The organism is Streptomyces sp. NPDC086080 (genome assembly GCF_044540255.1).
Lineage (GTDB): Bacteria > Actinomycetota > Actinomycetes > Streptomycetales > Streptomycetaceae > Streptomyces.
Genome location: NZ_JBITRU010000020.1, coordinates 83,211 through 97,567, shown reverse-complemented (window position 1 = coordinate 97,567; position 14,357 = coordinate 83,211). Strand labels below are relative to the sequence as shown.

At 72.0% G+C, this 14,357-nt stretch carries 10 protein-coding genes; 5 read left to right on the top strand and 5 right to left on the bottom strand.

The features are described from left to right. Window positions 1–29: 29 nt before the first annotated feature. On the bottom strand, window positions 30–521 hold the full coding sequence (locus tag ACIF9R_RS23440; RefSeq protein ID WP_399983307.1) for a hypothetical protein: 492 nt from the start codon (window positions 519–521) through the stop codon (window positions 30–32). Beyond that, a complete protein-coding gene (locus ACIF9R_RS23435) occupies window positions 518–2,905 on the bottom strand; it encodes a molybdopterin oxidoreductase family protein (protein ID WP_399983304.1) in 2,388 nt (795 codons plus the stop codon). The genes ACIF9R_RS23440 and ACIF9R_RS23435 overlap by 4 nt, the downstream gene beginning before the upstream one ends. A 227-nt stretch (window positions 2,906–3,132) precedes the next feature. Here ACIF9R_RS23435 and ACIF9R_RS23430 point away from each other — a divergent pair, with 227 nt between their 5' ends. Beyond that, window positions 3,133–3,954: an SAM-dependent methyltransferase gene (locus ACIF9R_RS23430; protein ID WP_399983301.1), complete on the top strand. Its 822-nt coding sequence runs from the start codon at window positions 3,133–3,135 to the stop codon at window positions 3,952–3,954. 50 nt (window positions 3,955–4,004) lie between these two features. Here ACIF9R_RS23430 and ACIF9R_RS23425 read toward each other — a convergent pair whose 3' ends face one another. Both ACIF9R_RS23425 and ACIF9R_RS23420 read right to left on the bottom strand, forming a co-directional pair. After that, window positions 4,005–4,925, bottom strand: a complete 921-nt coding sequence (locus ACIF9R_RS23425; protein WP_399983299.1) for a helix-turn-helix domain-containing protein — start codon at window positions 4,923–4,925, stop codon at window positions 4,005–4,007. Window positions 4,926–5,080: 155 nt separating this feature from the next. Then, a complete protein-coding gene (locus ACIF9R_RS23420; protein ID WP_399983297.1) occupies window positions 5,081–5,311 on the bottom strand; it encodes a DUF397 domain-containing protein in 231 nt (76 codons plus the stop codon). Between the two features lie 217 nt (window positions 5,312–5,528). On the opposite strand from ACIF9R_RS23420, the gene ACIF9R_RS23415 reads away from it, so the two are divergent. The 4 genes from ACIF9R_RS23415 to ACIF9R_RS23400 all read left to right on the top strand — a co-directional run bounded on the left by ACIF9R_RS23415 (window position 5,529) and on the right by ACIF9R_RS23400 (window position 11,226). Beyond that, complete coding sequence (locus ACIF9R_RS23415; RefSeq protein ID WP_399983419.1) at window positions 5,529–6,044, top strand: ATP-binding protein; 516 nt, start codon at window positions 5,529–5,531, stop codon at window positions 6,042–6,044. A 46-nt stretch (window positions 6,045–6,090) separates the two neighbouring features. Beyond that, on the top strand, window positions 6,091–6,636 hold the full coding sequence (locus tag ACIF9R_RS23410) for a hypothetical protein (protein ID WP_399983294.1): 546 nt from the start codon (window positions 6,091–6,093) through the stop codon (window positions 6,634–6,636). 314 nt (window positions 6,637–6,950) lie between these two features. Beyond that, a complete protein-coding gene (locus ACIF9R_RS23405; protein ID WP_399983291.1) occupies window positions 6,951–9,686 on the top strand; it encodes a SpoIIE family protein phosphatase in 2,736 nt (911 codons plus the stop codon). Between the two features lie 175 nt (window positions 9,687–9,861). Next, complete coding sequence (locus ACIF9R_RS23400) at window positions 9,862–11,226, top strand: FAD-dependent oxidoreductase (protein ID WP_399983416.1); 1,365 nt, start codon at window positions 9,862–9,864, stop codon at window positions 11,224–11,226. A gap of 598 nt (window positions 11,227–11,824) precedes the next feature. Here ACIF9R_RS23400 and ACIF9R_RS23395 read toward each other — a convergent pair. Beyond that, window positions 11,825–14,197, bottom strand: a complete 2,373-nt coding sequence (locus ACIF9R_RS23395) for a glycoside hydrolase family 65 protein (RefSeq protein ID WP_399983289.1) — start codon at window positions 14,195–14,197, stop codon at window positions 11,825–11,827. Window positions 14,198–14,357 lie beyond the last annotated feature (160 nt).

Genomic DNA, 14,357 nt, shown 5'->3' with positions numbered 1-14,357 from the left:
GGGCACCGTGTACTCACCCGCTCACCCGCTCACCCGCTCACGAGGAGCTGCGGGGAGAGCACCTTGATCATCGTATTGGTCCAGCGCATCTGGCGCAGGGTCTGCGGGTGGCAGGCGGAGACCAGCTCCAGGAGGTCCCGGTCCCGGGTGGCCTGCGCCGCCTGGGCGAGCATCTCCCAGTGCAGGGAGTTGCGTACCGCGGCCAGGTGCAGGTCCCGCAGGTCCTGCAGCAGGAGCAGACCGGTCCCGGGACGGCGCCCGAGGGCCTGCGAGGCCTTCTCCCGCAGCGCGGCGAGCGCGCCGGGAGAGGGGTGCTCGCGGGGTCCGGACAGTGCGAGGCCGTGGTCGCGGCCGAGGGCGGCGAGCCGGACGGCGTGTTCCCGGGACCAGCGCGCGACGTCGGTCGCGATGTGGTGGAACTCGTGCTCGACGCGATGGCGTTCCGCGGCGGCCAGCAGGTCCTGTTCCAGGTCCCGTTCGTCGTCGTGCAGGGTCCGCAGGGTGAGGTCGACGCCGCTCATGCCGTGCTCTCCGCGCCGTCGGCGCCGTCCGTGCCGGTGCCGCGGCGGGAGACCAGCGTCATGCGGGCCGCGGAGGTCTTGAACAGGGGCTGTTTGGAGAGCGGGTCCCAGTCGGTGATGGTCGTCTCGTTGACGGCCCGGCCTGGGCGGTCGTCGGGCGGCCGGTGGCCCTGCGGTGTGTCCCAGTAGCCGTAGTGGAACGGGACGAACACCACTCCGTCGCGGATCCCGGTGGTCCGCAGCCGGGCCCGCATCGCTCCGCGCGGGGTGGTGACCTGGACCAGGTCGCCGTCGGCGAGCCCCTGCGTGGCGGCCTCCGCCGGGGAGATCTCCGCCCACACGTCGGGGGCGGCGGCGTTCAGCTCGGGCGCACGGCCGGTCTTGGTGCGGGTGTGGAAGTGGTACACGGTACGGCCGGTGGTCAGCTGGAGGGGGTACTCGGGCGAGCTGTCCTCGTGCGGCGGCAGGTACTCGGCGGCCTTGATCACGGCCTTTCCGTGCGGGTTGAGGGAGCGGTACTCGACCGGGGTGACCGTCGCGCCGGTCACCATGTCCTTGCCGTAGCTCTCGCACCGGTCGGGGTGGGCGTGGGCGAAGCCGTCGGTGTAGAGGCGGGCGGTGCCGTCGGGGGCCTCCTCGGTGCAGGGCCACTGGATGCCGCTGCCGCGGCGCAGCCTGTCGTAGTCGAGGCCGGTGTAGTCGCAGGGGCGTCCGGCGCTGCACCGCTGCCAGGCGGCGAACGCGCCCTGCGGGTCCCGCCAGCCGATCAGCGGGCCGCCGTCCTTGTCACGGAAGTCCATACGCGCGGCGAAGTCGAGGAAGATGTCGAGGTCGGGCCTGGCCTCGCCGGGCGGTTCGACGGCTTTCTCCGACAGGTGCACGGTGCGGTCGGTGTTGGTGAAGGTGCCGGTCTTCTCGCCCCAGGTCGCGGCCGGCAGGACGACATCGGCGAGTTGGGCGGTCTCGGTGAGGAACAGGTCCTGCACCACCACGAACAGGCGTTCCTGGGCGAGGATCGAGCGGATCCTGGCGAGTTCGGGCAGCGAGACGGCCGGGTTGGTGCCGGTGATCCACAGCATGCCCAGGGAGCCCTGCTCCGCGTAGCGGAAGATCTGCAGGGCGTGGGTGGGCGGACCGTAGTGGGGGATGGCTTCCGGCTCGACGTTCCAGATCTTGGCGAGCTCCGCCACGTGCTGGTCGTTCTGCCAGTTGCGGAAGCCCGGGAGGTCGCCGTTCGCACCGCATTCGCGGGTGTTCTCGGCGGTGGGCTGGCCGTTCATCTGGAGCAGCCCGCGACCGGGGCTGCCCAGCATGCCCCGGATCAGATGCAGGTTGTTGACCTGGACGGCGGCGGCGGAGGCCTGGTGGGACTGGTAGACGCCCTGGAGGACGGTGGACAGCAACCGCCGCGCGCTGCCGAGGAGTTCCGCCGCCCGTTCGATCTGCGCGGCGGGGACGTCGCAGATCCGCGCGGCCCACGTGGGGGTGCACGGCTCGACGCGGGAGGCGAGTTCGTCGAAGCCGACGGTGTGCGCGTCGATGTAGGCGCGGTCGACGCGGCCGGTGCGGATGATCTCGTGCAACAGGGCGTTGAGCAGCGCCACGTTGGTGCCGGGGCGGGGCGCCAGATGCACGTCGGCGCGCCGGGCCACGGGCGTGTACCGGGGGTCGACGCACAGCAGCCGGGGCGGGTCGGAGCCCTCCAGGCGGTCCAGGATCCGCATCCACAGCACGGTCTGGGTCTCCGCGGCGTTGTGTCCGAACAGCGCGATGGTGTCGGCGTGGTCGACGTCCTCGTACGAGCCGGGCTGACCGTCGGAACCGAAGGTCTCCTTGAGCGCCTCGGCGGCCGTCGCCGTGCACAGCCGGGTGTTGCCGTCGAGGTGGTTGGTGCGGATGCCGACGTGGGCGAGGACGGCGAGGGTGTAGTACTCCTCCAGGAAGAGCTGGCCGGAGGTGTAGAAGCCGACGGCCCCGGGGCCGCGTTCGTCCAGCAGGCTGCCGGTCCGGGAGGTGATGCGGTCCATGGCGGTGTCCCAGTCGGACTCCACCAGGCGTCCGTCCTCCCGGACGAGGGGCCGGGTGAGGCGGTCCGGTGAGTGGTTGGCCTGCCAGCCGTAGAGGTCCTTGGGGCCGAGCCGGCCGCGGTTGACGCGGTCGACCGCGCGTCCGCGGACGCCCACGATGCGGCCGTCGCGCACCGCGATGTCCAGCGCGTCCCCGTTGGAGTGCAGGATCGAGGCGGAGCGCACCCACCGCTCCACATCCTCCTCCCCGACCCCGTCCGCCAGTTGCATGTCGGTACGGGCCGGCCACGGGGTGCCGGGTTCGTAAGGGGTGCGCGCGCCCCAGGGGTTCGCGATCCGTTCCGGCGAGCTGTTCAAGATCCGACCTCCCAGAGGTGACCATGTCGCCGCCGAGTACCCCTTCCCCGGACCACCAGACCCTCACGTCGCGCCACCGGACGGACACCCGGAGTAGTGACGAGTGTGCGCATACGCCATTCCTTCGAGCGCTTTCGCCGACCGGCTGGCACGGGCCGCACGGCGCTCCCTAGGATGTATTCCCTGTCCAGCCAGCTCAGTTGGCGCGGTACTCCGCAGGGGGAACGATGCACACCGGTAAGCAGCTGTCCACCGAGATCGACGCGACCGTGCCGACAGCCGCACGCATGTACGACTACTATCTGGGCGGCAAGGACAACTACGCGGCGGACCGCGCGGCCACCGAGGAACTGGACAAGGTGGTGCCCAGCACCCGCCGCCTGGCCCTGAATAACCGGCGCTTCCTCCAGCGGGTGGTGCGCACCCTCACGCAGGAGTACGGCATCCGCCAGTACCTGGACCACGGTTCCGGTCTGCCCACCCAGGACAACGTCCACCAGGTCGCGCAGCGCATCGATCCGAGCACGCACGTGGTCTACACCGACAACGACCCGATGGTGCTGGTGCACGGCCGGGCGCTGCTGGAGCAGGACGAGCGCACCGTGGTCATCCAGGCCGACATGCGCGACACCGAAGGGATACTCGGCCACCCGGAGACCCAGCGTCTGATCGACTTCTCGGAGCCGGTCTGTGTGCTGTTCAACTCGGTCTTCCATTGCATCCCGGACAGCGACACCGACGGCCCGCTCGCCGTGGCCCGCAGGGTCCGTGAGCGCCTGGCCCCCGGCAGCTTCATGGTGATGTGCCAGCTGGTGAGCGAGGACCCGGAGGTCCGTGAGTTCGTCACCGGGTTCATGGACAAAGCGACCCAGGGGCACTGGGGCCGGGTACGCGAGCCGAAGGACGTCGAGACCTACTTCGAGGGCCTGGAGATATTGGATCCCGGCCTGGTGGAGGTCTCCACCTGGCGTCCGGACACCGAGGTGGCGCCCCGTCAGCTCACCCAGGAGTGGATCGAGTTCGGTGGCGTGGGCCGGCTCCCGCTGTAGCACTTCCGGCAGCACCGGTGTCCCGGCCGGTGCTGCCGGCCCGCCGCCGTTCAGGTGGCGGCGTAGCGCTCCTTGATCGTCCTGCGCAGCAGTTCCACGGACTCACGGGGCTGAAGGGCCTCGTCGGCCAGGCGGTCCAGCGCGATCCGGTACTCCTCGGTCTCGTCGAGATCCTCGAGGAAGTTCGCGCTTCGTATGTGTTCCAGATAGACCACGTCGGGCAGATCGAGCCCGCCGAAGCGCAGATAGGTCACCGGGATCGCGGGAGCGGACGCGTTGGTCACGGCCAGCGGCACGATCTGTACCGTCACATTGGACCGCTCGGTCATCGTCACCAGGTGCTCGAGCTGCTCCCGCATGACCGCGGGACTGCCCAGTACACGCCACAGAACCGACTCGTCGATGACGGCCCACAGCTGCGGTGCCGCCTCGCGCCGCAGCAGTTCGGCCCGGCGCATGCGCAGCTCCACCCGCCGCTGCACCTCGCCGGCCGGAGCGTTGGGCAGGCCCCGCTCGACCACGGCGCGGGTGTAGGCGGCGGTCTGCAGCAGTCCGGGGACGTACTGGATCTCGAAGGTGCGGATCGTGGCGGCGGCTTCCTGGAGACCGACCAACCGGTCGAACCACTCGGGCATCAGCCGCTTGTCGTACCGCTGCCACCAGCCCGGTTCTCCGGCCCGCTTGAGCAGTTTGAGCAGCACCGAGGCTTCGTAGTCGTCGGTGCCGTACAGCTTCAACAGCGCACGGACATCGTTCTCGGTCGGCGGGCGGCGGCCCTTGCCCGACTCGATGCGGGACAGCTTCGCCCCGCTGAAACCGACGGATCGCGCCGCCTGGTCCTGGGACAGCCCGGCGTCCTCACGGAAGCCTGTCAGCTGCACTCCGACCAGCATCTTCAGCAGGGTCGGAGCGGGCTCGGGCCTGTCCAGATAGGGTTCCAGACGGGAGATTCGATGCGACGCGGCGGACATCCTGACTCCCAGCAGACCGGCACAAGGGCGATTCACACTATCGCATCTGACAGTGACTCAGCGCATCCACGCGAGAAGCACCACGCAAGTGGGTCACGCGCCTCCGTTTCGCCGGCGCCGCCCCGAACGGCCGGCGCCGGCATCCCGGGAACGGGTCAGACGAGGTGGTCGAACTCGCCGTCCTTCGCTCCGGCGAGGAACGCCGCCAGTTCCGCGACCGTGTAGACGAGGGCGGGTCCGTCGGGGTCGCGGGAGTTGCGCATCGCGACGCCCCCGCCGGCCAGCGGGGCCACCTCGACACAGTTGCCCTCGGCGTTGCTGTGCCGGCTCTTGATCCAGCGGGCGCCCAATTCGCTGGCCCGCACTCCGTTCCGCACTCCTGGCACCGGTGTCTCCTCGCTGTTCACGTTCCACCGCGCACGCCGTCCCTCCGTGCGTGGCGAAAAATCTCGCGCAATTTCTCGTGCAATTGCACGCGAGCGCTGTCAGCGTGGATAATAGCCGCGGCGTCAACCCCCTTGTCGGCGCCAGGTCCTGACGATGCATCGAGGAGATGCCGTGTCCTCACCTGCGCTTCCTGTGCTCCGGTCGTCGGCCGTGGCGGTGGTACCGGCGGGTGGCCCCGGCACGGCCCGGGCCTTCCCCCACACCCCGCTCCCGACGGCCGCGCGCGACGAACCCCGCCCGACGTCCAGGACGGCCGGTACGGCGTCCGCCTCGGCGGCGCTGCGCATCGCGAGCGGCCCCGAGGGCCTCGCCCGGGCGCGGTCCTTCACCCGGGACATCCTGGGCCTCTGGTCCCTGGGACACCACTGCGACGACGCCACCCTGGTGATGACCGAGCTCGCCGTGAACGCCGTGACCCATGCGGCACCACGCTGCCCGGGTGTGCCGGACATCCGGCTCGGGTTCCGGCTGGAACCGACGCACCTGCTGCTCACCGTCTCCGACCCCGACGACCACCCGCCCGTCCACGCACCCGGTGCCGGCTTCGACCTCGAGGAGCACGGCCGGGGGCTGCGCATCGTCGAAGCCCTGTCCGAGGCGTGGGGCTGGAACCCCGTCGCCCCGGTCGGCAAGACGGTGTGGGCCCGGTTGTCGACCCGCCCGCCCGTCTGACCCGTCCGCCCATCCGACCCGACTGCCGCGGAAAGGCACCCACGCCATGCGCAGCGCTTCGACACAGCAGCCGAGCAGCGAGCGCCCTGTGCGCCACACGCCCCCCACCAAAGTGGCACGGACCACGCCCCTCACGGCACTGTCCCGGGTGCCCTGGGCCGAGATGCAGGACTCCACCGGATCGGCGGCCGCCGTCCCCCTGCTGCTCAATGTCATCGCCTGGGGCGACTCCGGTACGGCCCTGGCCGCTCTGGAGGATCTGCGGAAACGGATCTGCCAGTACGGTTTCGTCACGGAGCAGGCGACTGCGGCCACGGTCCCCTTCCTCTGGGAGCTGGCCCAGATGCCCCACGTCACCTGCCGGGTCCGGATCATCGAGCTGCTCAAGGCCATCGCCGACGCCCGGCAGTGGGAAAGCACCGCCGCCGCGTATCCCAAACTGCTCAACCACCGCGAGAACCCGGTGGTATGGGAGCGGGCCGCCCGTCAGGCGGTGCGCGCCCGGCGTGACGAGCTGAACCGGCTGCTCGACGAACCGGACACCGAGATCGCGCGGGCCACCACGGAACTGGCCCGCGCACTGGCCGACTGAGAAGCCGGCCGGCCGGCCGGGAAGCCATGGGCCGCTCCTTCGGGCGGTCCGGCCGAGAACGCGCGCGCCCCCGTCGGGGGACGGGGCGCGCGCGGGGGGAGGGTCGGGGGGGGGGCCCGGGGGGGCGGGCCCCCCCCCCCCCCCCCCCCCCCCCCCGCGCGGGCGGGGCCGCCCCGGGGGGGGGGGGGGCCCCCCCCCCCCGGGGGGGCCCCCCCCCCCCGCGACCCGCGAACCGACCGGCGGGGACGCCGCGGCCCGCCGGTCGGGTGGGTGCGCCCCTCGCCTCATATGGCGTGGCGGTGTAGACATGGCACATGGTCCGACTCATGGGTCGATTCCGGACCCGGTCGCCCCAACGGCCCGGCGCCGTGCCGGAGCGGCGCCGCCGGCAGGGAGGCGGCAGCTCCCGGCGGCGTCCGGCGACGGGACTGCGGTCGGCGCTGAGCAAGCGGAGTGTCGCCGGGCAGGTGTTCGTACTGCACCTGGTGATCGTGCTGCTGCTGGTCGCCGCCGCCGTCGTGGCCCTGGTCCTCCAGGTTCAGCGGGACAGCACGCAGGAGGCCCGCAATCGCTCGCTCGCCGTCGCGGAGACCTTCGCCAGCGCGCCGGGGATCGTCGAGGCGCTGGACTCCCCCGACCCCACGGCCGTGCTCCAGCCGCGCGCCGAAGTGGCACGCGAGCTGGCGGATGTCGACTTCATCGTCGTCATGAACACCGACGGCATCCGCTACACCCATCCCAGGACGGACCGCATCGGCAAGCAGTTCGTCGGCACCACCGGGCCCGCGCTGGCCGGGGAGCCGGTCGTGGAGGAGATCGAGGGCACCATCGGGGAACTGGTGCAGGCGGTGGTGCCGGTCGAGGACGCCGACGGCACCGTGGTGGGCCTGGTGTCGGCGGGCATCACGACCGAGAACGTGGGCGGCGCGGCGGAGGACCAGCTGCCGCTCGTGCTGAGCGCGGCGCTCGGCGCGCTCGCCCTGGCCGTCGGGGGCGCGGCCCTGGTCAGCAGACGGCTGCTGCGGCAGACCCACGGCCTGGGCCCTCACGAGATGACCCGGATGTACGAACACCACGACGCGGTACTGCACGCGGTACGCGAAGGCGTGATCATCGTCGACGGCGACGGCACCCTGATGCTCGCCAACGACGAGGCGAACCGGCTGTTCGGCCTGCCCGAGGACGCCGAGGGCCGGCACGTGCTGGACATCGGCCTGGATCCCGACACCGCGGACCTGCTGTCCTCCGGGCGGGTGGCCACGGACGAGGTGCACCGGGTGGCCGGCCGGCTGCTGGCGGTCAACCAGCGGCCCACCGACCGCGCGGGCGGCCCGCCGGGCAGTGTCGCCACCGTCCGTGACTCCACCGAGCTGCGGGCCCTGTCCGGCCGGGCCGAGGCATCGCTGGAGCGGCTCAACATGCTCTACGAGGCGGGCGTGGGCATCGGGACGAGTCTGGACGTCCTCCGCACGGCCGAGGAACTCACCGAGCTGGCCGTGCCGCGGTTCGCCGACTTCGTCACGGTGGACCTGTTCGAGTCGGTGCTGTCCGGCGGCCACCCGGATCCGTCCGGCACCCTGCGCCGCACGGCCGTGACGGGGATCGCCGAGGACGCTCCGCTCTACCCGAGGGACGAGAAGATCCGTTTCGTCGCGTCGTCCCCGCAGGGCAAGAGCCTCACCACCGGCCGCCCCGTCCTGGAGCCCCGGCTCGTCGAGGCCCCGGGCTGGCACGTACAGGACGTCGAGCGCTCCCGGCGGGTCATGGAGTACGGCATCCACTCGCTGATCACCGTGCCGCTGCGGGCCGGGGCGCTGACGCTGGGTGTGGTCAGCTTCTGGCGTTCGGAGAAACCGGAGCCGTTCGACACCGATGAGCTGGCCCTGGCGGAGGAGCTGGTCACCCGGGCGGCGGTCTCCATCGACAACGCCCGCCGCTACACGCGTGAGCACAACATGGCGGTGACGCTCCAGCAGAGTCTGCTGCCGCGCAGTCTGCCCGAGCAGACCGCCCTGGAGATCGCCTACCGCTACCTTCCGGCGCAGGCCGGGGTGGGCGGGGACTGGTTCGACGTGCTGCCGCTGTCCGGTGCCCGGGTCGCGCTGGTGGTCGGCGACGTCGTCGGGCACGGTCTGCACGCCGCGGCCACCATGGGGCGGCTGCGCACGGCGGTGCACAACTTCTCCGCGCTGGACCTTCCGCCCGACGAACTCCTCGGTCTCCTCGACGAGCTGGTCGGCCGCATCGACCAGGACGAGGCACAGGACGAGCAGGTCGCCCCGGTGACCGGGGCGACCTGTCTGTACGCCGTGTACGACCCGGTGTCGCGGCGCTGCACCGTCGCCCGCGCGGGCCATCCCCCGCCGGCCCTGGTGCGGCCGGACGGCAGCGTGGAGTTCCCGGAGGTGCCCGCCGGTCCTCCGCTGGGACTCGGCGGTCTGCCGTTCGAGTCGGCCGATCTGGAACTGCCGGAGGGCAGCCGGCTGGTCCTCTACACCGACGGTCTGGTCGAGGACCGGGGACACGACATCGACGTCGGTCTTGAGCGGCTGCGCCAGGCGCTGTCCCGGGCCGGGGACTCTCCCGAGGACACCTGCAGGGTCGTACTGGAGTCCCGGCGGCCGATACGGGCCAGTGACGACATCGCCCTGATCGTGGCGCGGACGCGGGCGCTGTCCGCCGACCGGATCGCCGAGTGGCCGGTGCCGTCGGATCCGGCGGCCGTCGGTGAGGTACGGGCCGCGGTCAGCCGGAAGCTGGCCGAGTGGGGGCTGGAGGCGTTGACCTTCGGCACCGAGCTGATCCTGAGCGAACTGGTCACCAACGCGCTCCGCTACGGAGGCTCCCCGATCCAGGTGCGTATGCTGCACGACCGCAATCTGATCTGCGAGGTCTACGACAGCAGCAGCACCTCGCCCCATCTGCGGTACGCGACCATGACCGACGAGGGCGGACGGGGACTGTTCCTGGTCGCCCAGCTCGCCGATCGCTGGGGCACCCGCTATCTGCCCGCGGGCAAGGTGATCTGGGCGGAGCAGCCGATTCCCTGAGACCTGCAAGGGCTCATCACCAAGGGCTCACCAAGGGCTCACCACATAAGACCCTCGGGGATGACCCATAAGGCACGCTTATGAACTCATAGGCCGGACCCGCGTACCAGGTAAGGCATACCTCAGCTTAGGCTTCCGCATGAGACGCCTGTCCTCGCTCGAAGGGAACCTGACCATGCCCCGCCCCCTGCGGGTAGCCATCGTCGGATCCGGCCCCGCCGGGATCTATGCCGCCGACGCCCTGCTCAAGTCCGACGTGGCCGCCGAACCGGGCGTGTCCATCGACATCTTCGAGCGGATGCCCGCGCCGTTCGGACTGATCCGGTACGGCGTCGCTCCCGACCACCCGCGGATCAAGGGCATCATCACCGCCCTGCATCAGGTGCTCGACAAGCCGCAGATCCGTCTGTTCGGCAACGTGGACTACGGCACCGACCTCCACCTCGACGATCTGCGCGCGTTCTACGACGGCGTGATCTTCGCCACCGGCGCGACGGCCGACCGCGCGCTGCCGGTCCCGGGGCTCGACCTCGACGGTTCCTACGGCGCCGCGGACTTCGTGTCCTGGTACGACGGCCACCCGGACGTCCCCCGCACCTGGCCCCTGGAGGCCGAGAAGGTCGCCGTCCTCGGTGTCGGCAACGTCGCCCTGGACGTCGCCAGGATCCTCGCGAAGACGGCCGACGAACTGCTGCCGACGGAGATCCCGCCGAACGTGTACGAGGGCCTGAAGAGGAACAGGGCCCTGGAGGTGCATGTGTTCGGGCGCCGTGGCCCGGCACAGGCGAAGTTCAGCCCGATGGAGCTGCGGGAGCTGGACCACTCCCCCACCATCGAGGTCGTCGTCGACCCCGAGGACATCGACTACGACGAGGGCTCGATCACGACCCGGCGCGGCAACAAGCAGGCCGACATGGTCGCCAAGACCCTGGAGAACTGGGCGATCCGCGATGCCGGGGACCGCCCGCACAAGCTGTTCCTGCACTTCTTCGAGTCCCCGGTGGAGATCCTCGGCGAGGACGGCAAGGTCGTCGGTCTGCGCACCGAACGCACCGCACTCGACGGCACCGGGAACGTCAAGGGCACCGGCGAGTTCAAGGACTGGGACGTCAGCGCGGTCTACCGGGCTGTCGGCTACCTCTCCGACCAACTCCCGAAGCTGCCCTGGGACATCGACTCCGGCACGGTCCCGGACCAGGGCGGCCGGGTCGTCCAGGAGACCGGTGAGCACCTGCCCTCCACGTACGTCACCGGCTGGATCCGGCGCGGTCCGGTGGGCCTCATCGGCCACACCAAGGGCGACGCCAACGAGACCGTGGCGAACCTGCTGGAGGACTACGCGGGCGGGCGGCTGCCGGCGCCCGCTTCGCCGGCCCCGGAGGCGGTGGACGCGTTCCTGGCCGAGCGCGGCATCCGCTTCACCACGTGGGACGGCTGGTACCGCCTGGACGCCGCGGAGAAGGCGCTGGGCGAGCCCGAGGGCCGCGAGCGCGTGAAGATCGTCGAGCGCGAGGACATGCTGCGGGCGAGCGGCGCGTAACGCCTGCCGGCGGGGTGGGCGGAAGGAGACGAGGCGCCTCCCCGGCCAGCCCGCCTCCGGCCGGGAAGGCGGCACGCGGCGGCACGGCCGTATGCGGACCACCCGGCCCCGGGACCGCAGCGGCCCCCCTGGGCGGTCGGCCCGGACACCGGCACGCCGGGCCGAGGCGTGCACCGGGCACGGCTCCGCGCGGCGCTTCCCGGCCGCCTGCGGCAGGCGGCGCGTGCCGGGCGGTTCTGGCCCGGCCCGAGCCCGGCGGGTGGAGCGGCGCACCGGCCCGCCGTACCCCCGTTCCGCTCCCGGCCGAGCGCACCCCGCCGAGGTGACGCGCCGGCGTCACAGGACGGCGCGCACGCGCACGACACCGCTCGGCCGCAGCGCCCCCACCCTGCCGAGAGCCGAGCGCACCCGCCTGACCGGCGGGGTGGGCGGAGGGAGAGGGGGCGGCCGCGGCGCAGCGCGCCCTGGCTGCCGGAGCGGGCGGTCCGCCCGGCGGGGGAGGGTGTCGCCGAGCCGGTCGCTCCGGGCGGTTCCGCGGTCGGTGGGGCAACGCCGCAGAGCGCCTGTTCGATCGGGAGCGGACGGCGTTCGGAGTGGGTCAGTCCGCGAGGGGCAGGCGGACGGTTTCGCCCGGCTCGACGCCGACCGTGCGACGGTCCGGGAGGTGCACTTCGATCGGGGAGCGCCCTGACGAGGGCACGGTGATCTCCAGCAGACCGCGTTCCAGCCGCAGCCGCACGCCCCAGTGGCCGTGATAGCGCAGGGTGAAGCCGTAGGAGGACAGCTCCGGCAGGGGCACCGGGTCGAGCCACAGGGCACCGCGGCGGGTCTCAAGACCGGTCAGTCCGCGCTGTACCAGGTCGAGGGTGCCGGCCATGGCGCCGAGGTGGATACCCTCACCGGTGGTGCCGCCCTGGATGTCGGCGATGTCCGCCTGGAGAGCCTCCTGGCAGAACTTCCAGGCGTCCGCACGGCGGGCCCGGGCCAGCACCCAGCCGTGGACCAGGCCGCTGAGGGTGGAGCCGTGGCTGGTGCGGTGCAGATAGTGGTCCACCGTGCGCCGCCAGGTCCGTTCGTCCAGGCTGAGGCCCAGCCGGTGGAAGACGCCCTGGAGTTCGGCGGGCGAGAAGAGGTACCCCAGCATCAGGACGTCCGCCTGCTTGGATGCCTGATAGCGGTTGACGCTGTCTCCCTCGGCCTCCAGGATCCGGTCCAGCCGCCGGATGTCGCCGTACCGGCGCCGGTAGCCCCGCCAGTCGAGCTCGGTGAGTTCCCCGTAGCCCTCGAACTGGCTGATGACCCCGTGGTGGAAGGGGACGTGGAGCATACGGGAGATCTCCTCCCACTCCTCGAGCTCGCCCGCGTCCAGTCCGGTCCGCTCGGCGAGTTCCCGGCGCCGCGGCTCGGGCAGGCCGCGCAGCACCTCCAGGGTGCGGGTGAGTACCCAGGCGGCCGTGACATTGGTGTACGCGTTGTCGTCGAGGCCCGGCCCGGCGGCGTCCGGGTAGGCGTCGTGGTACTCGTCCGGTCCGACGACGCCCTTGATGCGGTATCGGCCCAGGCCGTCGTCGAAGTCGGCCGAGTCCGCCCAGAACCGGGAGATCTGCAGCAGCATCTCGGCGCCCTTGGTGTGCAGGAACTCCTCGTCGCCACTGGCCTCGCAGTACTGCCACACGTTGTAGGCGATGGCCGACCCCACATGGTGCTGCAGGTGGGAGTGGTCGGGCAGCCAGCGCCCGGAGCGGGGGTTGAGATGCAGCTGCTGGGTCTCCTCCCGCCCGTCGCTGCCGCTCTGCCACGGGTACATCGCGCCCCTGCGCCCGGCGTCCGCCGCGGCGGTGCGGGCGCGCTCCAGGCGCCGGTGGCGGTGGTGCAGCAGGGCGCGCGAGACCTCCGGGAAGTGCAGGTTGAGGTAGGGCAGGACGAACAGCTCGTCCCAGAAGACGTGTCCCCGGTAGGCCTCGCCGTGCAGTCCCCGTGCCGGGACTCCGACGTCCAGGTCCGCGGTGTGCGGGGAGAGGGTCTGCAGGACGTGGAAGAGGTGCAGCCGCAGGACGCGCTCCGCCTCGTCGTCCACGTCCAGCTCGGCCCGGCGCCAGAGCTGTTCCCAGGCCGTCAGGTGCGGTCCCAGCAGCTCGTCGAAACCGCCCGCCCGGCTCACCCGGTCGACGGCGGCGTGCAGCGGGTCACTGATCGCGGGGTCGCGGGAGGTGTGCAGGGCGACGATCTTGTCGACGGTGACGGTGCGTCCGGCGGCCAGGTCCAGCCGGGTCGTCTGGACGGCACGCGGACGGTCGTGCCGGACGGTGACGGGCGCCGGCGAGGTGAACCGGGCGGCGAGGGCGATCCGCACGTCCGAGGTACGGGTACGGCAGCCGAGCCACACCGTGTCCGCGGCGCTCGTGCCGGTGAGCACATCGGTCAGGTGGCGGCCGTCCAGCTCCCGGTAGCGGGGCACCCCCGCGTTGGTGACAGCCCCGTCGAGCGCCGCCTCGGTCTCCAGGGGGCCGGAGAACCCCTCGGCGGTGAACTCGGTGCGCAACCCCGCCAGATGAGGATCGGCCATGTGCACGAACCGGAGCTGGCGCACGAGGAGCGCGCGTCCCGCCCCGAGGCCGTACCGTGTCCTGCGCTCCATCAGTCCTGATGACATGTGCAGCGTCACCACGTGGTCGAGCACCGTCGCCGTGTCGGGGGTGAGCCAGGACTTGCCGGGCAGTCGGAAGCGCAGCGGGAGCCAGTTGGGCAGGTTGACCATGTCCTCGTTCTCGACCTGCCGTCCGACGACCTCGGAGGTGAGCCGGTTGTAGACACCGGCCGCGTACGTCCCCGGGTAGTGCACCTCGTCGGCGGAGCACTCCGCCAGCGCTCCCCTGGTGGCGAGGTATCCGTTGCCCAGCGTGCACAGGGACTCCCGCAGGCGGGCGTCGGCGGGGTCGTAGCCCTCGTACTCCCAGGTCCAGTCCGTCACTCGACGCTCCTCCCGCCGGCGGCGGTCCCGCGCCCCCGGACGTCGTCCCCTGCCGTGGCACCGGGCGCGCCGTACCCCGGTGTCCGGTCCCGGCCCTCACCGGCACCGGACCCGTGCCGGGCGGGGCTCGACCGGGGCCGCCGCGACCGGAGGCCGTCGT